Genomic DNA, 19,706 nt, shown 5'->3' with positions numbered 1-19,706 from the left:
GTTGTCGATGCCTCACGTTCAACCTCCTTTTCCGCAACTTTCCATTACAGCTGTTTCTTGTTCGTCGGACGAAGCAGCTGTTTTCGATAATCGGTCGGCGAGTGACCCACGATCTTCTTGAAGACGCGGCTGAAATAATTGGGATCATTATAGCCGATCTCAAACGTAATTTCTTTCAAACTCATTTCCGACTCCAACATCAATTGCTTGGCAGCCTCCATGCGGCACTCCGTCAAATAATCGATATAGTTCATGCCGAACTGTTCCTTAAACAGCTTGCTCACATAGAACGGATTCCTGTCCACGACTGCAGCCAACCGCTCCAATGACAAGTCCTCATGCGCATGATCCTTAATATAATGCTTCAGTTTCAAGAGCAAGCCCGTCTCCAACTCGCCATTGCTCCGTGCCGCGGCTTCCGCAATGCCCGCAATAAGCACTCGCGTTTCTGCGCGAAGCTGCACATAACTCGTCGTTTGGCCTTGGTAATATAGCTTTTGGACATCCACGCCCATCTCATGCAGCATCCGGCTGACGATGACGATGACTTCAAACACACGCTGCTGCGCGATGGCGACGCGCTCTCCCGCTCCTTCATACACATCAATCATTTGCCTGACCAGATCAGCCGCCGCATCAAAATGTCCCCGGCGAACCTCTTCAAGCACATTTTTCTCCAAATCCATCGTCAACCGGCTGATCGACTTACTGTCATGGCGAGGAAGATCCTCATATAAGCAAAACCGCGCCGGCAGCGACAGATCAACGGAAGCCAGCATCGACTCATGGTACGATTTGCGCAATTCCTTCAATTCACCGTATAAACCGCCAATTCCGGCAAAAGGCTCATATCCGCTGTGACGCAAGGCAGCCTGCACAAGCTTTCGGCCCATGATTACTGCATAGCTGCGATAGGACTGCTCGCCTTCCATGAAGAGAATAATCGGAATTTGATTGCCGGTAATTTTACCGATCCAGCAGTGAACGTTCCAATCGGCCAACTGCTTCACGATGACGGCATGAAGTCCTTCGAGCTCCTCGTGCCGGCCGTGTTCATGTCTCCCATCATGGGACGATTCCGAGAGCAGCAAATTGATGACGAAGCCGCCTTTGGTTACAGGCAGTCCCAATAAATCAATCATTTCGCTTAGATGCAAGGAAGGAGTATCGTCAAACAGCAGCTGGGAAACGATATCCGCCTCCACGATCGGAAGCATTCTGCGCAGACGCTCCGAATCCATCCGCCGATGCTCGGATTCCATCCGATTCGATCTTATTTCTTGGACGACTTTCCCGATCGTTTCTTGAATGACCGTCGTCTTGCTGGGCTTCAGCAAGTAGTCGCTCACTCCCATTTGCAGCGCTGATCTGGCGAACTCAAACGTATCGAACGCGGTCACAACGATGAATTTCACCGTATCGTTAAACGTCTTAATCCGTTCGATCGCTTGCAGCCCGTTAATGCCGGGCATCTTAATATCCATCGTAATCAGATCCGGCTTCAGGAGCTCCGCCGATTCGATCGCTTCTCGTCCATTGGAAGCCTGTCCGACAATTTCAACCTCCGTGAAGCTCGTTTCAATGATCCGCTGGAGCGCCATGCGCTCGATCGGCTCATCATCGACAATCAATATCCGTATCATAGCTTGGGCCTCCTCGGAAGCGTTAACGTAATGCATGTTCCTTCTCCGATCTTCGAGTCAATCTGAATAATATCTTCAACCCCATAGAACAGCTGCAGCCGGTGCAGCACGTTCCGAATGCCAATGCCGGTGGAATGACCCTTGTAAATGGAATTATCCGTGTCAGCCAGGAGCCGTTCAATCTGATCGGCGTCCATGCCTTGCCCCGTATCGGATACTTCGACCGTGACATGCTCCTCATGACTCTGCACGCGAAGCGTTAACGTGCCGCCATCTTCCGACGGTTCTATCGCATATATAAATACATTCTCCGCGAGCGGCTGCAGGATGAGAATCGGCACGTCGATATCCAGTCCCGCTTCATCAATCTCTCGCACGACTTTCAGACGATCCCCGAATCTCGCTTTCTGGATCGCCAAGTATTCCTCCAGTACCTCAACCTCGTCTCCGAGCGTCACTCTGCTGTCCATCCGACGCAAGTTGTAGCGAAGCATTCCGGCAACCGAGCTGATCAGCTCGCTTGTTTTGTCGGCGCCGGCCAAATATGCCTCCTTAGAGAGCATATTCAGCGTATTGAATAGAAAATGCGGATTGATCTGGCTCTGCAGGCTCTTCAGTTCGCTCTCCTTCAGCATCAGCTTATGCTTGTGCAGATCGTATTCCAGCTGGGCTTTACTCTGAATTTCATCAAACAAATTACCGATATTCAGACGCATCGTATCCAATGTTTTGGCCAGGAACGACATGTCATCATTGTTATTGATCTCAATGGGCTTGTGGAAATTTCCCCGCGACAGCTCCCTTGCCGACTGCGTCAGCTTAAGAATCGGCTGCGTTACGCTGTTTACGAACCGGAAGGAGAAAATAAGCAGCATTAACGATACGAGCGCGAGCGTCCAAAAGCCCATCTTGAGCAGATCATCGCTGCGTTTGATAATTTTGCGGTAGAAGGCATCATAGGTCTTCTGTTCGCCGCTGATCAGCGTCAAAGTCGCTTCCGAGATATATTTCGAAATATTGGATGCCTCGTCGAATTTCTTCGCTACCTCATCCTCATTGTTGTCCTTCTGAAACCGAACCGCCAACCCCATCGCTTCCGCCTGGCTCTCCAACATATGTTGAAAATTGTCAAGAAGCATGGCATTGTTCGCGTTGCGCAGCCAATTAAGCTCGGATTTGGTGTGCAGCAGTTTATTGCTATCGTCGAAATACTGCTGCAGGCTCTCCTGCGACAGTGAAATTCTATAATTATTGAGTGAAGTGAGCGCTTGCTGGCTTTGCTCCGAAGCTTGGTTCATCAACAGATAGCGCTGCAGAATCTCGTTATATTTCTCCACCGTCCGCTGATTGAATAAACTCATCGACAGCCAAATGACCGCCATGATGATCCAGATGAGAATGGACAGCAGCATCATTTTGTTACGGATCGTGTTCACTTCGCCCCACCTCCGTCCGCGGAAGCGGCAACAACACTAATCGGCGTAAAATAGCGCTTGTTCAGCGGAAGCTGCTCGCTGTCCAGCCAGCGCTTCATCAGATCGACGCTCATCTGCCCCATTTCCTCATAATGCTGGGACAGACCGGATTCGATTAGTCCATCTTGGATCAGTTTGACCGTTTGCGGAGAATTGTCGAACATAAACACATCATAACCATGCGTTCGCGAGCGGGAATCGCCGGCCTGAACGATGCTTTTCCCCGATTCGGTCGGAAGTCCGATGAACGCATTCACCTTCGGGTAATGATTCAGAATATCATTGGTTTGGGCATTAGCCTGCACATGCTCGTTATCCTTGGACGCATAGACCAGTTGGATCCCCTTGTATTGAGCAAGCACCTCTCGCAAACCCCTCTGCCGCAGCTTGTCCGTATCCGAGCTCTCCATGTTCGTAACGACCCCAATAATTCCCTGCCCGTTCAATGCTTGCGCAATATGTTTGCCCATGACGATACCTTCTTGATAATGATCCGAGCCGACATAGGTTTTACGCAAGCTTCCGGGCGCATCGGAATTGATCATCACGACCGGAATTCCCCGAAACGTCGCCTTATTAATGATCTGCACGAAATCAGGCCGATCCACGCCTTCAATAATGATGCCATCCACTTTGGAAGCGATTGCAATATCGACCTGCTTAATGAGCTCCTCGACATTCGAGCGGTATACCCCCCAGAAGTCAATCAGCATCCCATGGCTTGCGGCCGCCGAACGGGCGCCCTTCTGGATTTCATTCATCACGTAGCTGCCCTGCTCTTGCGAAATGATGACAATATGCGGGGAAGCCTGGTTGTCCGCGCTCTCCATGTTATCGGACGGATCCAGATCGTCATTACGATATAACATCAAATATAAAGTAATTGTCAACGCCACCAGGCAGATGCCCACAAAAAGGGTAAAGAAAATAGGTTTTTTCATATTTTCTCCTAAGCAATTAGCGATTTTCACGTAATTCTATCACGATTCATCTATTCTGCACAGTTCTCCGCCAAACGGCGATAATAAAGCGCAATTATGATCGGATACACTCATGTTTTCTAATCCCGCGGTAAATGATACAATATGGCAATGAAGACCAAAATTCTTCATCCAAACCACTGAAGGAGTGAACGGAATGTCAGTTGATGCATACCTGAATTTTCAAGGAAATACCCGCGAAGTCATTGAATTTTACGCGGAAGTCTTCAATACCGAAATTACGAATTTGACGACATTCGGCGAAATCCCGCCGCATCCTGATCATCCGCTGCCTCCGGGCATGGAGAATGGCATCATGCATGCCCGCATGCAAGTACTTGGGAGCAACCTCATGTTCTCGGATACATTCCCGGGTATGCCTCTAACTATGGGCAACAACATTACCCTTGCAATCGTATCGGACGATGCCGACGAACTTAGACGTATTTACGCGAAACTCAGCGAAGGCGGATCCAACAGCATGCCGCTTCAAGAAACGTTCTGGACGAAGCTCTACGGCATTACAACGGATAAATTCGGCATCACTTGGCAGTTCAACCAAGGACTGTAACTTCGATAATGGAACGGGACAAGCCTATTGATGGCTGTCCCGTTTTTTTTCTGTCATAAATTCGTGCATTCGTCTACCTGACATACACATAATCACCTCTTAGATAGATTCATATAGTGTACAAATAGGATGGGAGGATGCATGATGGGAAGATTGCGCAGCGGTAAGACGATTATCAACATCACCTACAACATTACGATCCACAACGATCATCGTCGATTCACCTGGATCCAGAAAGCTCAGAGCGGTGGGCAAATCAACAAGGACGTAGGATTTAACGCCAACCAAGGCGGACAGAATGCGGTCAATCGAAGCAAAAACATTCAAAAAGGGCCGCGGCCGGACAATGCGACGACCAGCGGACTGAGCGGTGTTTGGTTAAGTAAACTGGTGAAATAACAGCGATGCGGAGCGCCTATAGGGGCGCTTTTTTCTTTTTTAGGAGGGGCGGCTCATTATTACTTTGACACATAGAGTAATCTGTGATAAATTTACTCCATCAGATAGAACTATGTCAGATAGAGCACTATGTGGCAGAGTAAATCACAGATCTATTTATTTTGTACAGGAGGACCATACATGATTCGAAGTGATATCATTCGCGGACATCTCGATGCGATCATTTTGCGGCTGATTTATGAAGAAGACCGCTATGGCTACGAGATATCCAAAGAAATCAGTTTGCGGACCGGGGATCGTTTTCAAATCAAGGAAGCCACACTGTATGCGGTATTTCAAAGGCTGGAGCGTAAAGAGCTGATTGAATCGTACGTCGGCGACATCTCGCACGGCAGCAAGCGGCGTTATTACAAGATTACGAAGCTCGGCAAGGCTTACTTGAAGGAAACCGTTGAAGAATGGCATGAAATCAAAGAGATCGTTAATATTTTCATGGAGGGATTGTAGGATGAAGAAGATTAGTGCGCATGTTGAGGAATGGTTTCAAGATATACCGGACAGTGAACAGAAGCAATCGATGCAAGAGGAAATTACTCAGAATTTAGAGGAAAAGGTTTACGATTTGATACGCCGCGGCAAGTCCGAGGAAGATGCGATTAACAAAGCCATCGTGGAGTTCGGCGATATCTCCGATATTAAACTGGAATTCGGCGCAAGCAGTAAAGATCCCGTTTCGGCACGAAAGCAATATGGCTTGCATTTAGGTTTCTCGCTCTGGGGAAGCGGCTTGATCGTAGCCCTCATGCTGTTCATCAACATTTACTACACGCCGAACGCGATTTGGTTCGTATATCCTACATTTGCCGTCGCTTGGTGGCCGCTTGTAATGTTCTACAAGTGGCTCGGCTGGAAATAAGGAGGTCATGAGATGACAAGTCCCCGCGTCGCTTTTGCCGTGATGGGCAGTCTGATGAGCATCGCTTTTCTCATTCTTGTCAACCATCTGACATCGCCCGGCTATCTGTGGGTCATCCACCCCGCTTTCGCTATTATCCAATGGCCGATTGCGATGTACTATGCTGCTTCCGGAAGGCTCAAAGCCTACTCCGCCGTAACCAGCTTGCTGATCATTTTGTACCTCATCGTGGAGAATCTTTCGCAAAGTCCCGAGCATCCGTGGTTCTTGTATCCGGCTTTCGCCATTATTTGGTGGCCGATCATCATGTATGCCGGCCGCTTCGCCGGTACGCTTCGCATGGCACTGATCGGCAGCTTCTGCATCATTATTTCGTACGGCGCACTGAATTTGCTGCTGTCGCCTCAGTTTCCGTGGATCATCTTCCCTGCTTATGCTGCCCTTTGGTGGCCGATGTCCATTTACTTCAGCCGCAGCCGCAAATGGTTCGAGTATGCCCTCTGCGCATCGCTGCTTACCAGCTCCTTATTCATTGTATTGAATGCCGTTACGTCACCTGACCATATCTGGGCAGTCTATCCCATTTTCGCCGTTTTCTGGTGGCCGCTCAGCATGCATTACTACGCGAAACGCCCTCCTATTTGATCGCTTTAGGCGCATGATGCTACAATGGTATCAAAAACGTAAAACGGAGAATTGCATATGCCATCATACATCATGAAAAATAATCAAGCCAACGCACGTATTCTCGTATCCCAAGCCGTAGCAGCCGATGCCCCTGCCGTCATGGAGCTCCTTGTCGGTGCAGCTACCTGGCTGAAGAGTAAAGGCTCTACCCAGTGGAGTGCCCTGTTGAGCGGTGACGATCACCATAACGTAACCGGCCATATCGACAAAGGCGAGCTGTTCATGTTCAAGGATGGCGACGTACTTGCCGGCATCGTCCTGCTGATGCAAGTTCCCGGCGATTGGGATCATGGCTTATGGGGCAAGGATGGTCACGAATCGATCGTCTATCTGCACCGCTTGGCGATCAGCCGCGAATACGCTGGACAAGGCCTTGGAGCGGACATTGTTCGCTGGGCCGAGGAAGGCGTTTCGTTCCCAGGCAAAGATCGCATCCGACTCGACTGCATCGCAAACAACGCGAAGCTGAACGCCTTCTACAGCGGCCTCGGCTATACCTACAAAGGAACTTCGCCGAGCGGGTTCTGCTTGTACGAGAAATTTTATAGCTAATTAACAGGATAAAGCTGTCTCTAGGGTGCATACCACTTTTGAGGCAGCTTTTGTTTTGCTCTGCTCGCGGCAGGCTGGAATCGACTGGCGTTCCAGGATAGAACTAGCGCAAATCGGTCGATTCGATAAGCCGATTGCTAATCGTTGCAGTATAGATATCGTTTCACACTATCCGGTGTGTATAGGGTAAGAATGTTAAATTTCGGTCAAACTGAAACATTCTGGAGTAATACGCTGTCTTTCGCAGGACTAGCTTTTCTCGCGCGAACAAACATGGGAGCACCCTTTCCTCTACCAGCTAATGGCGGTATTCGAAATTCTAACGAATCGTACAGGTCTTATTTGCTCCAATAATCCCGATTTGGAAATCTAACGAATTCTACAGGTCTTATTTGCTCCAAAACCCCTGCATTTCTGCTCATTTCCGCTAAATAAGACCTCTGTGATTCGTTAGAATTTTGGAGATGCCCTTTTCTACGAAATAAGGCTTCTACGATTCGTTAGAGCGTCGAGGGCTGAGCTGAAGTTGATCAAGTTGACTGAGATAGTCGGCGAGGGGCTGAGGCATAGTCACTGGTCGAGCGACTGTAATGGTAGCGAGAAAAAGAACAGCAAAAAGGCGGCAAAAGGGATTTAACCCTATCGCCACCTTTCCAGTTCAAGATGCTCCCTTAATGACAACGAGCTATTACTCGGATGATTGTGCCTAACAGCAAACCGGCTGCTAGAATGCCCAGTTTCCGTCGCGGAACACCGGTTCCGTTGTGCCGTCTTGCAGAACACCGTCGATATCCAAATCCTCGGTGCCGATCATAAAATCAACATGCGTTAGGCTGTGGTTTAAGCCGCGTTCTGCAAGCTCTTCTTTGCTCATGGATAAACCGCCTTCTATGCAGAACGGGAATGCGAAGCCGATGGCCAAGTGGCAGGCTGCATTTTCATCGAACAACGTGTTGTAGAACGTCAGGTTCGTATCCGAAATCGGCGAACGGTAAGGAACGAGCGCAATTTCGCCCAGATAGTGCGAGCCATCATCCGTTTCAACCAATCCTTTAAGTGCGTCGTACCCTACCTCAGCTTGATACGAGGTAATACGTCCTTCCGTGAAGGTAATCGAGAAGTTGTCAATCAGATTGCCGTTGTAGCTAAGCGGCTTGCTGCTGACAACTGTTCCGTTCACGCTTGTACGCAGAGGCGATGTGAATACTTCCTCGGTTGGCATGTTCGGGATAAAGGTTGTCCCTTGACCGTTACGTGTCCCCGCGCTAACCCACAGATGACCCTCCGGAAGTCCGATTGTCACGTCGGTTCCCGCTGAACCGCGATAACGCAGCTCTTTGTATCTGCGCTCGTTGAGCCGGCCTGCCTTGGTCCGCAAATTGTCCGCATGCTCGCGCCAAGATTGAACCGGATCAGCCGCATCCACCCGCGTGGCTGCGAAGATCGCTTCCCATAGGGCATCGACGCGCTCTGCGGCAGGAAGTGCCGGGAATACCTTCTCCGCCCATTCCGGCGTAGGCACGGCCACAATCGACCAAGCTACTTCATTGCTCAGCGTAAACTTACGGAACGGCTGCAGCGCGGCTTGTTGGGATTTGGTTGCAAGTCCCACCCGCGAAGCATCGATTCCGTTTAACAAATCCGGATTCTCGGCAACGACCCACAAAAAAGCAGCGCCTTCTTCAGCCAAAGCCACTCGTCCCTTTGCATGCCATTCCGGATAATAAGAAAGCCCTTCTTCCGGCGATTTCTCCAGGCGCGTACGTGTAATGATCTCGTCCATCCAATCGACATGGACATAGCTTGCTCCTATTTCATAGGCATGTTTCGCCACTTCTCGGACGAACTCGGCTGCGGCGATTTGCGAAATAATACAGAGCTTCTGACCGGGCTGAACGTTAACTCCGACCTCTACGGCAAGTGCCGCGTATTGCTCCAGACGATGTTGGAATGATTTCATGTTATCGACTCCTTTATGTATGGCTGCTTGCTCCATCCTTGAACCCTACCCTAATACCGATTCCCATTATACCAGCGCGTGATTGACAGATGCAAAAAAACACCTGAACGGCCTCCCCATTGTCGGCAGCCATTCAAGTGTCCTATCTCGCTTTTTAAGTCGACTTTATGTCGTCATTATCATCGTCCTTTATGTCGTCATTATCATCGTCTTTTATCTCGTCTTTTTATCGTCTTTTATGTCATTTGAAATTGTGCATGATGCAGTCTGCTGTAATGGCCGCCGGCTTCAAGCAGCTCTTCATGTTTGCCTTGCTCCGATACGCCGTCTTCGGTAACGACGACGATACGGTCGGCATTCTTAATTGTTGCCAGACGGTGAGCGATAACAAGCGTCGTACGTCCTTGCGACAGCTCTGCAAGCGACTGCTGGATCGCGGACTCCGTCTCGGTATCAAGCGCTGAAGTGGCTTCATCCAGAATAAGAATTGGCGGGTTCTTGAGGAACATCCGCGCAATGGCAACACGCTGCTTCTGACCGCCGGACAGCTTCACGCCTCGCTCGCCCACGATGGTGTCCAACCCATCCGGTAAGGACAGGATGAACGATTCGAGTTGAGCTTGCTTCGCAGCTTGCATCAATTCGGCATCTGTCCCATCCATCTTGCCGTACTTGATGTTATCGCGAATCGTTCCCGAGAACAGGAATACATCCTGCTGGACGATGCCGATTCCTTTGCGCAGCGAGTTCAGCTTCATGTCGCGGATATCGCGTCCGTCGATCGTAATGCCTCCCGCATCAACGTCATAGAATCGCGGAAGCAAGCTGCATAATGTCGTCTTCCCGGCTCCTGAAGGACCAACGAATGCGACGGTCTCTCCTTCTTGGATGGTTAAGTTGATATGCTCGAGCACTTTCGATTCATTTTCATACCCGAAGCTAACATCTTTGAACTCAATATTGCCGCGCAGGTTCTCTACAACGACAGCGTTAGGACGATCCGCGACCTCCGGATCCGTTTCAAGCAGCTCAACATACCTTTTGAACCCTGCAAAACCTTTCGGGTAGCTCTCAATAACCTGATTGATTTTCTCAATCGGTCCGATAAACACGTTTGCCAGCAATAAGAACCCGACAAACTCACCGATGGTCAGCTCTTGCTGAATAACGAACCAAGTACCGCAAACCATTACAAACAACGTAACAAAACGTTTCAGCACATAACTAATCGAAATATTGGCCGCCATAATCTTATAAGACAGCAGCTTCGTCAGTCGGAAGCGAAGGTTGTTAACTTGGAATTGCTCCTTCTCGAATTCTTCGTTCGCGAAGGATTGAACGACACGCATACCGCCGACATTATCTTCGACACGCGCATTAAAGTCCGCAATGTCGGTGAACAGCTGATGGAACGCTTTCGTCATCTTCTTGCTGAAGAAGATTGCCAGCCATATCATGAGCGGCACAAGGACAAACGTCAGAAGAGCCAGCTTCCAGTTGATGAACATCATAAGCGTGAAGGCGCCAACCAGCGTCATCACGGCGATAAACAAATCTTCCGGCCCGTGATGAGCCATTTCGCCGATTTCCATTAAGTCATTGGTAAGCCTAGACATTAAGTGGCCAGTCTTATTGTTATCGAAGAATCGAAATGAGAGCTTCTGAATATGATCGAACAGCTTGCGGCGCATATCGGTTTCGATATTGATACCCAGCATATGCCCCCAGTAAGTAACGACGTAATTGAGCAGTGCGTTTAAAGCATAAATCGAAAGCAAAGCGATACATGCCCATGTGATAAGGCCCCAGTCCTTGCCCGGAAGCAGCTTATCCACGAATTGATTCACCGCAATGGGGAAGCCAAGCTCCAGGAAGCCGGCGAAGATCGCGCAGCAGAAATCCAGATAGAACAGCCCTTTATAGGGCCTGTAGTAAGTCATAAAGCGTTTAAGCATAGCTGATAACCCCCCCTTTTCAGTTGATGATGCTGTATAAAAATGTTATTTAGCCCGCGTGAGCAAATAGAGAAAATACGGCGCCCCGATAATGGCAACCACGATGCCCGTTGGCACATCGTACATGCGGGCAAGCGTATCCGAAATAATGAGCAGCAGCCCGCCGGTAATCGCCGAAGCCGGCAATAAGAACGTATGCTGCGGACCAACAAGTCTGCGCGCCAAATGAGGTCCGATCAACCCGACGAAAGCGATGCCGCCGCCAACCGCTACGCAGGAAGCGGCCAGCGCGACTGCGGCCCCGTAGAGATACAACCGTTCACGATTGAGCGCGGTACCAAGGCCGGAAGCCGTTTGATCGCCCAAATTCAACACGTCCAGCACGCGCGCCTTGTAATAGACAAAAGGCAGAAGCACGACGATCCAAGGCAATAACGCCAGGACGAAACGCCAATCCATCCCGAGCATGCTTCCCGCGAGCCATACCTGTACGAACTTAAATTGATCAGGATTGAGCTTCAGTGTCAATACGAGCATGAATGCTGAGATCCCCGCCGCTACCGCGATTCCGACAAGCAGCAGCCTGATCGTCGAAATGCCATGATGACGCCTATAGGAGAGACTGTAGATGAGCGTCGCTGTTGCTCCCGCCCCAATCATGGCAAGCAGAGGCAGCAGAAATATGTCATGGTTAATCGGTTTTACGGATATATACAGTATGACGATCAGTCCCGCTCCGGCGTTAATGCCGAGGATGCCGGGATCGGCGAGTGCATTTCGCGTAACCCCTTGCAGGATGCAGCCGGACACCGCGAAACCGGCGCCGATCAGCAGTGACATTACGATCCGAGGCAGACGGAACTGATACAAGATCAGCTCCTGATTGGCCGTTCCGGATCCGAATAGGGTATGTATTATATCGCTTGGCGATAGCCGCAGAGTGCCTGTACTCATACTCATAATGAATACAATACTAATGAGAGCGGCCATCCACCCCATAACCGTGAAAGCCCGCTTCTTCCGTGCCCGCTCTGCAGGAGTTGCCGTAAAGACAGTCATTACAGCTCCCTCCTTTCATTAATGGCTAAGTAGAGGAAGAAAGGAACGCCAATAACTGCGATAAGTGCGCCAAGCGGCGTTTCAGAGTACGGATTAAACAACCGTGCTCCGATGTCAGCGACGATGAGCAGCAGCGAGCCGAGAACGGCAGAGCATGGGATGATCCAGCGGTAATCAACGCCAACCAAATATCGCGCAATATGCGGAATAATGAGTCCAACGAATCCGACAGCCCCTACGACACTGACTGATGCTCCTGCCAGGATAAGAACCAGAATAGTTGCGATTAGCTTAATCAGTCCTGTACGTTGTCCGAGGCCGATCGCAATATCTTCACCGAGGCTTAACAGCGTGATCGAACGCGAAATCATGATCGCAACGACAATGCTGCCGAGCACCCAAGGCCAAATGATACGAATTTGCGCCCATTCTACGCCTGACATGCCGCCGGCAAGCCAGAATGCAAGCTCTCGACCTACCTGATAATGAATGGCGATCGCATCGCTGATGGCGAGCAGCAATGCGGTCACGGCAGCACCTGCAAGAACCAGACGCACCGGAGTCAGTCCGCCTTTGACAAACGCCCCTGTCCCAAACACAAGTCCTGCAGCCGCGGCCGCGCCGAAGAAGGAGAAGAACATGAGATTCACGAACGACATCCCGGGAAAGAACGCAAAGCATACAGCCAGCAGAACGCCAGCGCCAGCATTAATACCCAGCAAGCCCGAATCTGCCAGCGGGTTGCGCGTCATTCCCTGCATGATTGCACCGGCTGTGGCAAAAGCCGCACCTGTGAGCGCAGCAGCCAGCACGCGCGGAATACGAAGCTCCCGGATGATTTGATGCGGGGTCAAATCCGTATTAAAGTGAAAGAGCGCATCCCATACGGTCGATAAAGACGTATCTGCGGCACCTACACATATCGAGATTGCGGCTGTTAATCCAAGTGCAAGTGTACCGAAAATTAATATAAACAGGGCAGCAAGTGGCCGGGACTGTATGACCGGTTGCTGCGAGGGTGAAGAATGAACGTCCACTTCAAATAAACCACCTTTACACGATGACGAACTTATAGCCTGATTGCGGTCATTGAGAATTATTTTCATTTCCATAATAAAGAGTTCGGTGCCGATTGTCCATTTATTTGCGGAATGTTTCCTAGGAACGTGCAACATTTATGCGAAAAAAGTTCGCATTCTTTGAACAAGTCTTAGGGAGAGGTGACTCTCATGGACCAACGTGTGGATCGCGGGATTGCCGGATTGGTGCACCATTTGCTTCGAAAACAAAGCCATGATGGCAGCTGGCGGCTTCATTTTATCGATGGCGGAACGACCACAGACGCGGCTGCGGTCATGCTTCTGACTAGCAGCGGTATTCCGAAGCCATCGTTAGTCGCTTCCTTATGTGAGCGAATCATAGCCAAGCAAGATGCAGAGGGAGCTTGGCGCGTATATCCCGACGAAGAAGGCGGCAATCTTGCCGCGACGGCAGAGTGTTATTTTGCCTTGCAATTCGCCGGACTATCACCTTCTGATCCTCGTATGAAGCAGGCTCGCGATCGAATGGCCGAGCTCGGAGGGCTCTCCCGCATCAACAGTCTGTTGACTAAGTTTCTGCTCGCGGTCGTCGGACAATACGAATGGCCGCGCTGGTTCCCTGTTCCGCTCTCGCTTCTGCTGCTGCCGCCAAGTTCACCGCTTCACTTCTATCAATTCTCCGGTTATGCCCGTGTTCATATTGCCCCCATGATGCTGCTAGGATCTGTCAAGCCTGCATTCTCCTTACCTCACATCGAACCCTTCCGCTCCCATGATGGGAACATGTCGCTTCATCAGCTGGCGGAGCAGCAGAACAGCTGGCAGCAGCATATCCATATGCGGATCCCTTCCATCACCGGATTATCGCCTCTTGCTGCCTTAAACAAACAAGGAGCCGTTCGCGCGCAGCAATACATGCTCGATCGAATTGAACCGGACGGTACGCTGTACTGCTATGCCAGCGCGACCATTCTAATGATCCATGCGCTGCGCGCACTGGACTTTGACATCCGTCATCCTACTATTATGAACGCGGTTGCCGGGCTCGAATCACTGCTGCTTCGCGATAACGGGAAGCAGACCATGCAGAACACGACTTCAACCGTATGGGATACCGCATTAATCAGCCACACGCTTCAAGATGCCGGCGTAAGCCCGAATCATCCGAGCATACGATCCGCCGGAAATTACTTGTTGCAGCACCAGCATGCCAAGCTTGGCGACTGGAAGCTGAATGTGGAGCATCCGCTGCCCGGCGGTTGGGGCTTCTCCGAATCGAATACGATAAATCCGGATATCGATGACACCACAGCAGCTTTGCGCGCAATTGAAGGCCTCACACAAGATGCCCCCTACCGGCAAGCTCGTGAACTCGGTTTGCAATGGCTGCTGTCCATGCAAAATTCCGACGGCGGCTGGGCTGCATTCGAGCGTAACGTGAACAGTCGAATTGTCAGTTGGGTGCCGCTCGAAGGCGCGGAGGATGCAGCTACAGATCCATCGACGCCGGATTTGACCGGCAGAACGCTTGAGTATTTGGGCAAGCACACCGGTTTGACAACCAATCAACACCACTTCATGCGGCGAGCTGCAGATTGGCTTTATCGTGCACAGCAGGAGGACGGCTCATGGTACGGCCGCTGGGGCGTATGCTATATCTATGGCACTTGGGCCGCTCTCACCGGTTTGATCGCCGCCGGGGAGTCGCCTAACCATCCGCAGATTCGTAAAGCCATGGAATGGCTGCTGCGCATTCAACTCCCGGATGGCGGCTTTGGCGAATCCTGTCGCAGTGACCATGTGAAGCGATATGTCCCGCTCACATATTCGACGCTCTCACAAACCGCCTGGGCGCTCGATGCATTAGTCGCGGCTAACGACCAGCCTACACCTGCCATGGAACGAGCATGCGATTTCCTGCTGCGCGCCTTGGATTCGGATGACCCGCTCCCGAGGATGTATCCTACCGGGGCCGGTTTACCGGGTTATATCTATACGCGTTATGAGAGCTACCCGCTCATATGGCCGCTCCTCGCACTTGCGAATTACCGCAGTAAATTTGGTGGCAGTACGGCTTCTTCAATCACCTGACACCTGCCGCCGCGAGAAAAAGGGACTATTCCGCGCGCACGCAATCGTGCGAAGGAATAGTCCCTTTGCCAAGTAGTGAAATAAGTGCGATTAACGCTGCAAACGCCAGTACATATCATTCAAACGAAGCTCATTGCGGAACGCAAGCGGATTCGTCGAGTTATCGATGATGACGCATTCAATGCCTATCATCTCCGCCCAATCGACCAACTGCTCAGCCGTAACTTCATACGAGAAGACCGTGTGATGCGCACCGCCTGCACGGATCCACGCTTCTGCGGAATCTTTAAGCGATGGCTGCGGTTTCCATAATACGCGGGCAACCGGAAGATTGGGCATATCATGCGGCGTTGCGACTGCATCGACAATGTTCACGATGAGGCGGAATCGATTGCCGACATCGATAAGCGATGCATTCACGGCTTGGCCGCTGCGTCCGTTGAAGGTCATGCGGGCCGGGTCAGCTTTGCCGCCGATACCAAGCGGGTGAACCTCAAGACGAGGCTTGCCGTCAGCGATCGTCGGGCAAATTTCGAGCATATGCGCGCCAAGAATGAGTTCATTGCCCGGCTCAAGATGATACGTATAATCCTCCATAAAGGACGTCCCTTTATTCCCGGCAATCGTCTTCATCACGCGAGTCAGCGCTGCGGTCTTCCAGTCGCCTTCACCGCCGAAGCCATAACCGGCCTCCATCAATCGCTGTACGGCAAGCCCGGGAAGCTGCTTCATGCCGTGCAAATCCTCGAAAGTTGTCGTAAACGCAGTGAAGCCGCCTTCTTGCAGGAATGCTTTCATGCCAAGCTCAATGCGGGCCTGTTCCCGGATCGATTCCCATTTCTCGGCGTTCGAACGCGTTTCCGGCGTAATCTCATAAGCCGCTTCATACTCGTCAGTCAGCGCGTTCAACTGCTCTTCCGTCACTTGCGCGATATAGGCTGCCAAATCTCCGATGCCATAGCCGTTAATCGACCAGCCGAATTTGATTTGCGCTTCTACCTTGTCGCCTTCGGTTACCGCAACCTGGCGCATATTGTCGCCGAAGCGTGCCACTTTGAGCGAACGGCCCTCGGTGAAAGCAACCGATGTGCGCATCCAGCCGGCGATCCGACCACGCACCTCGGCATTCTCCCAATACCCTACAACTACCTTGCGGGCAATCCCCATGCGGGCACCGATGAATCCATATTCGCGGTCACCGTGAGCGGATTGATTTAAATTCATGAAATCCATATCGATGGAATCCCAAGGGATATCGCGGTTAAACTGGGTATGCAAGTGAAGCAGCGGCTTACGCAGCTCGGATAAGCCCGCGATCCACATCTTCGCAGGCGAGAACGTATGCATCCAAGTAATCAGACCCGCGCATCGCTCATCTGCATTGGCTGCCGCACACAAGCTATAAATTTCTTCGGGAGTCGTTAATACAGGTTTGAACACAACTTCATACGTAATCGCTTCGTCGCGATCCAAGCCCTCTGCAATAATGCGGGAATGATCGGCAACCTCAAGCAGCGTTTCCGGTCCATAAAGATGCTGACTGCCGGTAACAAACCAGAATTGATAAGGTTTAACCTGTATCACGTGAATACGCCTCCTCATGATCTTGAATGAAAATTAACTTGTACGAACATGATAGATATTTCAATCACTAATTTGATCCTCAACCAGACATTTACGCCTAATTCAAGCTGAATAATCGAGTATGTACAGCCAATAACTTGTACGTACAACCATCAACAACCTCATTGTACGCTCCCATAGAATTGTTTTCAATACTTAATTATGAATGTTTCTATACTTAATGCTTGACATTGATACACTTCGTATCATAAATTACTATTAGTGGGGCCGAAGTGTAGCTTTTTCACTAGAACTAGATGGAGATGATCGATTAAGGAGCCAGAAACTATGACGATGGGAGATCGCTTGAGAGAACTTCGACTTCGGAAGCACATATCGCAAGAAGAAGTCGCGAGGCAAATTGGCATTACCCGATCCGCTTACAGTCATTATGAAATTAACAACCGCCAGCCGGTCTACGAGACGTTAAAGAAGCTAGCCATTCTGTTTAACGTATCTCTGGACTACATAATCGGCGGAGAGGCTGCAAGACCGGAAACGCCTGTAACTCCAGAAGCGATCGAAATTATCCGTATTCTAAACGGCATGGATCAGGAACGCCGAAAGCAATCCATCGATCGAATGATGGCGGTTATCAGGCAAGCTGACTAACGCTTCGTAGGGTTGCAGGCAGCGCGAACCAGATCATTGTCCCTTTATCCAGGGTACTGACAGCACCGATTGTTCCGCCATGTGCTTCAACAATTTCTTTTGCAATCGCGAGCCCCAAGCCGCTGCCACCCTCGGCCGAGTTCCTGGAAATCTCTTTCTTGTAGAACCGGTCGAAAATAAAGGGCAAATGCTCTTCCTCAATTCCGCTGCCTGTATCGCTAACGGTTACGATCGTCCGGCTTGCCGTCTCATCGAAGAAAAAAGAAAGCGCTATCTCGCCCCCCTTCTCCGTATGTTTGATCGCATTGTAAATGACATTCGCAATGACTTGATCCATTCGCGGCAAATCCAGGCGCAGCATGATGCGGTTCTGTTGTTCCATTTCATGGGCATGTCCCTCCTGCTCGGAGTGCGCGCTGTGAAAATCGCATCTGAACCGCATACCGCTGCTGACGACGTCAATTTCGTAGAGATCATGCAGTTGTTGAATCCAGTGACTCAGCGGCACATCCGCAAAGTCAAACCTCGTCTGTCCGGCCTCCAGCTTCGTCAGCTCAAACAAATCGTGAATCAGCCGGTTTAGTCCGCCGACCTTCCCGAGCATCATGCGCAGGTAGCGCTGCTGCTGCTCCTCCGTTTTGACCACTCCATCTTGAAAAGCTTCCAAGTACCCTTGCAGCAATGTAATCGGCGTACGCAAATCATGCGAAATATTCGTCATCAGATGTCTTCGCGACGATTCCGATCGATGCAAGACGCGATTCGTCTGCTCCAGCGATTCATTCGCCTCACTGAGCTCCAACGTCCGCTCTTCGATCCGCTCCTCCAAATGCGCATTCAGCTCCCTCAGCTCACTGGAGACATGCTCAACTTGATACATGGCGCTCGAGAATCTTTTGGAAATAATAAAAGACTGCATCAGCATAAAGAAAAACAATCCCAGCGGTATTAGCTGTGCATATAGAAACCACTCATTGTAGAACAGCATGTCATTAAGTACCGTGACCACGAACACAGCGACACCTGTCAGTACAAATGCGGACCCGATTCGCTTGCGGATCTTTGCCGTAATCAAGACGATTAACGTATAAATACTGACAGCCACTACGAAGATTTGAAACAACGCGATTTGCTGCGTGTATACGATTGCAGGGGTGAACAGCACGAATCCGACCAAGAAGGTTCCGATCCCGATTACGAATGGGATGACTCGTTTGGAGGCATCCAACGGAAATAACCGATAGACGTACAAATACCCCGCTAATGCACTTAAAGAGAAAGCGATGTATTCGATTTTCATGCCTATCTCCCATGAGATCGGAAGCAGCTGCAAAATATAATTTTCACCGGTTACGCCTGCTCTTGCGGCAATGAATAAGCATAGCAAGCCAAAATGAATCGTAAATTGCTCCTGCCTGCGGAAAGCGTATAGCCCGATGTGATAGATCCCAATGATAAATAAGCTCCCCAGAATGAGCATTTCCTGGATAGAAGCTTTCATCTGGTTCGCCACCAGCTTGTCGCTGTTGCCCATCTTGAACGGGACCCAGATGCCCCCTTTGCGATGCTGGAAATTGGATACCTGCACGACAAAATCGACCTGTTGCTTGCCTTCTGCATGAAACGATACAATCCGCGGGAATTGTTTGGCTTCCGAAGAGCTCCTGCTGGTCCCGACCGTGCCTTGCTCGGCAAGCAGCTTGCCGTTGATCCAGAACTTATAGCTGCTGAAGATATTCGGTACGCGCACGGCCAAGACATGATCCGTCGGTTTGATGAGCACCGTTAATTTATAGGTAGCGAAACCTTGTCCGTTCTTAATCCCGCTAATTCCCGGATAACTGTTCCAGGAACGCGGCACCGTTACGTGCAAGCCGCTATATCGCATCGCAAGCTCAGGCGTCAGAAGCTGACCGCTGAAGAACGTCCATTCCCCTGTCAGCGGAAGCTCGCCATCGTTTTCAAATGACCAATTTCTAAGATCGAGCACGCCTTCTTTCGCAGCAGGTTTCTCCACGCCGCTTTGGGCACTGCAGCCCGTTAACAGGAGTATAGGGATCAGAATGAGGATAAAAGATCGGAATAATCGGCGAATCATGGCAGCCTCCCGGAAAATCGTTGATTGCTCACCCCTCCCTCCATT

General features: G+C 50.6%; 17 protein-coding genes. 8 read left to right on the top strand and 9 right to left on the bottom strand.

The annotated features are described in order from the left end of the window. Window positions 1-44: 44 nt before the first annotated feature. From BM412_RS06995 to BM412_RS06980, 3 genes are read right to left on the bottom strand one after another with little or no spacing between them, the layout of a single operon-like run. Window positions 45-1,643: a response regulator gene (locus BM412_RS06995; protein ID WP_177245691.1), complete on the bottom strand. Its 1,599-nt coding sequence runs from the start codon at window positions 1,641-1,643 to the stop codon at window positions 45-47. Next, the gene (locus tag BM412_RS31785; RefSeq protein WP_143111572.1) at window positions 1,640-3,079 is read right to left on the bottom strand and encodes a sensor histidine kinase; all 1,440 of its coding nucleotides are present in this window, start codon (window positions 3,077-3,079) and stop codon (window positions 1,640-1,642) included. The genes BM412_RS06995 and BM412_RS31785 overlap by 4 nt, the downstream gene beginning before the upstream one ends. Further along, window positions 3,076-4,059, bottom strand: a complete 984-nt coding sequence (locus BM412_RS06980) for a substrate-binding domain-containing protein (RefSeq protein ID WP_091215603.1) — start codon at window positions 4,057-4,059, stop codon at window positions 3,076-3,078. The genes BM412_RS31785 and BM412_RS06980 overlap by 4 nt, the downstream gene beginning before the upstream one ends. 196 nt (window positions 4,060-4,255) lie before the next feature. Between BM412_RS06980 and BM412_RS06975 the strand changes: the two genes are divergently transcribed. The 6 genes from BM412_RS06975 (at window position 4,256) to BM412_RS06950 (ending at window position 7,223) form a co-directional block, all read left to right on the top strand. Continuing rightward, on the top strand, window positions 4,256-4,669 hold the full coding sequence (locus BM412_RS06975; RefSeq protein ID WP_091215602.1) for a VOC family protein: 414 nt from the start codon (window positions 4,256-4,258) through the stop codon (window positions 4,667-4,669). Between the two features lie 144 nt (window positions 4,670-4,813). Beyond that, window positions 4,814-5,068, top strand: a complete 255-nt coding sequence (locus tag BM412_RS06970; RefSeq protein ID WP_091215599.1) for a hypothetical protein — start codon at window positions 4,814-4,816, stop codon at window positions 5,066-5,068. A 180-nt stretch (window positions 5,069-5,248) separates the two neighbouring features. Further along, entirely contained in the window at window positions 5,249-5,575 is a 327-nt protein-coding gene (locus BM412_RS06965; RefSeq protein ID WP_091215596.1) for a PadR family transcriptional regulator, read from the top strand. Window position 5,576: 1 nt separating this feature from the next. Continuing rightward, window positions 5,577-5,984 carry a permease prefix domain 1-containing protein gene (locus BM412_RS06960; RefSeq protein ID WP_091215595.1) on the top strand — a complete coding sequence of 136 codons (408 nt, stop codon included), beginning with the start codon at window positions 5,577-5,579 and terminating at the stop codon, window positions 5,982-5,984. A 12-nt stretch (window positions 5,985-5,996) separates the two neighbouring features. Further along, window positions 5,997-6,629 (top strand): hypothetical protein, encoded by a 633-nt coding sequence (locus BM412_RS06955; RefSeq protein WP_091215592.1) that lies wholly within the window; start codon window positions 5,997-5,999, stop codon window positions 6,627-6,629. A 72-nt stretch (window positions 6,630-6,701) separates the two neighbouring features. Beyond that, the gene (locus BM412_RS06950; RefSeq protein ID WP_256256162.1) at window positions 6,702-7,223 is read left to right on the top strand and encodes a GNAT family N-acetyltransferase; all 522 of its coding nucleotides are present in this window, start codon (window positions 6,702-6,704) and stop codon (window positions 7,221-7,223) included. 724 nt (window positions 7,224-7,947) lie between these two features. On the opposite strand, the gene BM412_RS06945 is transcribed toward BM412_RS06950, so the two are convergent. From BM412_RS06945 to BM412_RS06930, 4 genes are all read right to left on the bottom strand, one after another. Next, on the bottom strand, window positions 7,948-9,183 hold the full coding sequence (locus tag BM412_RS06945) for an aminopeptidase (RefSeq protein WP_091215586.1): 1,236 nt from the start codon (window positions 9,181-9,183) through the stop codon (window positions 7,948-7,950). A gap of 236 nt (window positions 9,184-9,419) precedes the next feature. Beyond that, a complete protein-coding gene (locus tag BM412_RS06940; RefSeq protein WP_091215584.1) occupies window positions 9,420-11,138 on the bottom strand; it encodes an ABC transporter ATP-binding protein in 1,719 nt (572 codons plus the stop codon). Between the two features lie 45 nt (window positions 11,139-11,183). After that, window positions 11,184-12,197 (bottom strand): FecCD family ABC transporter permease, encoded by a 1,014-nt coding sequence (locus BM412_RS06935; RefSeq protein WP_091215581.1) that lies wholly within the window; start codon window positions 12,195-12,197, stop codon window positions 11,184-11,186. Continuing rightward, on the bottom strand, window positions 12,197-13,309 hold the full coding sequence (locus BM412_RS06930) for a FecCD family ABC transporter permease (RefSeq protein WP_256256161.1): 1,113 nt from the start codon (window positions 13,307-13,309) through the stop codon (window positions 12,197-12,199). The genes BM412_RS06935 and BM412_RS06930 overlap by 1 nt, the downstream gene beginning before the upstream one ends. Before the next feature lie 117 nt (window positions 13,310-13,426). Between BM412_RS06930 and BM412_RS06925 the strand changes: the two genes are divergently transcribed. Continuing rightward, window positions 13,427-15,328, top strand: coding sequence for a terpene cyclase/mutase family protein (locus BM412_RS06925; protein ID WP_091215579.1), 1,902 nt, complete (start codon window positions 13,427-13,429; stop codon window positions 15,326-15,328). A gap of 90 nt (window positions 15,329-15,418) precedes the next feature. Here the strand turns inward: BM412_RS06925 and araA are convergent, their stop codons facing one another. Beyond that, window positions 15,419-16,930, bottom strand: coding sequence for an L-arabinose isomerase (araA, locus tag BM412_RS06920; RefSeq protein WP_371264726.1), 1,512 nt, complete (start codon window positions 16,928-16,930; stop codon window positions 15,419-15,421). A 309-nt stretch (window positions 16,931-17,239) separates the two neighbouring features. Here araA and BM412_RS06915 point away from each other — a divergent pair, with 309 nt between their 5' ends. After that, window positions 17,240-17,563 carry a helix-turn-helix domain-containing protein gene (locus tag BM412_RS06915; RefSeq protein WP_091215574.1) on the top strand — a complete coding sequence of 108 codons (324 nt, stop codon included), beginning with the start codon at window positions 17,240-17,242 and terminating at the stop codon, window positions 17,561-17,563. Here BM412_RS06915 and BM412_RS06910 read toward each other — a convergent pair. Further along, window positions 17,547-19,661: a sensor histidine kinase gene (locus tag BM412_RS06910; RefSeq protein WP_091215571.1), complete on the bottom strand. Its 2,115-nt coding sequence runs from the start codon at window positions 19,659-19,661 to the stop codon at window positions 17,547-17,549. The genes BM412_RS06915 and BM412_RS06910 overlap by 17 nt on opposite strands. Window positions 19,662-19,706: the final 45 nt, after the last annotated feature.

The sequence above is a fragment of the Paenibacillus sp. BC26 genome (assembly GCF_900116125.1).
In the GTDB taxonomy this organism is placed as follows: Bacteria; Bacillota; Bacilli; order Paenibacillales; family Paenibacillaceae; genus Paenibacillus_Z; species Paenibacillus_Z lignilyticus.
The sequence above is the reverse complement of the archived record's forward strand: the minus strand, read 5'-3'. Positions and strand labels throughout refer to the sequence as shown.

Coding starts and splice junctions, on each gene's coding strand:
- BM412_RS06995 (WP_177245691.1), bottom strand. CDS start 1,643: ATGATACGGATATTGATTGTCGATGATGAGCCGATCGAGCGCATGGCG.
- BM412_RS06980 (WP_091215603.1), bottom strand. CDS start 4,059: ATGAAAAAACCTATTTTCTTTACCCTTTTTGTGGGCATCTGCCTGGTG.
- BM412_RS06975 (WP_091215602.1), top strand. CDS start 4,256: ATGTCAGTTGATGCATACCTGAATTTTCAAGGAAATACCCGCGAAGTC.
- BM412_RS06970 (WP_091215599.1), top strand. CDS start 4,814: ATGGGAAGATTGCGCAGCGGTAAGACGATTATCAACATCACCTACAAC.
- BM412_RS06965 (WP_091215596.1), top strand. CDS start 5,249: ATGATTCGAAGTGATATCATTCGCGGACATCTCGATGCGATCATTTTG.
- BM412_RS06960 (WP_091215595.1), top strand. CDS start 5,577: ATGAAGAAGATTAGTGCGCATGTTGAGGAATGGTTTCAAGATATACCG.
- BM412_RS06955 (WP_091215592.1), top strand. CDS start 5,997: ATGACAAGTCCCCGCGTCGCTTTTGCCGTGATGGGCAGTCTGATGAGC.
- BM412_RS06950 (WP_256256162.1), top strand. CDS start 6,702: ATGAAAAATAATCAAGCCAACGCACGTATTCTCGTATCCCAAGCCGTA.
- BM412_RS06945 (WP_091215586.1), bottom strand. CDS start 9,183: ATGAAATCATTCCAACATCGTCTGGAGCAATACGCGGCACTTGCCGTA.
- BM412_RS06940 (WP_091215584.1), bottom strand. CDS start 11,138: ATGCTTAAACGCTTTATGACTTACTACAGGCCCTATAAAGGGCTGTTC.
- BM412_RS06935 (WP_091215581.1), bottom strand. CDS start 12,197: ATGACTGTCTTTACGGCAACTCCTGCAGAGCGGGCACGGAAGAAGCGG.
- BM412_RS06930 (WP_256256161.1), bottom strand. CDS start 13,309: ATGGAAATGAAAATAATTCTCAATGACCGCAATCAGGCTATAAGTTCG.
- BM412_RS06925 (WP_091215579.1), top strand. CDS start 13,427: ATGGACCAACGTGTGGATCGCGGGATTGCCGGATTGGTGCACCATTTG.
- araA (WP_371264726.1), bottom strand. CDS start 16,930: ATGAGGAGGCGTATTCACGTGATACAGGTTAAACCTTATCAATTCTGG.
- BM412_RS06915 (WP_091215574.1), top strand. CDS start 17,240: ATGACGATGGGAGATCGCTTGAGAGAACTTCGACTTCGGAAGCACATA.
- BM412_RS06910 (WP_091215571.1), bottom strand. CDS start 19,661: ATGATTCGCCGATTATTCCGATCTTTTATCCTCATTCTGATCCCTATA.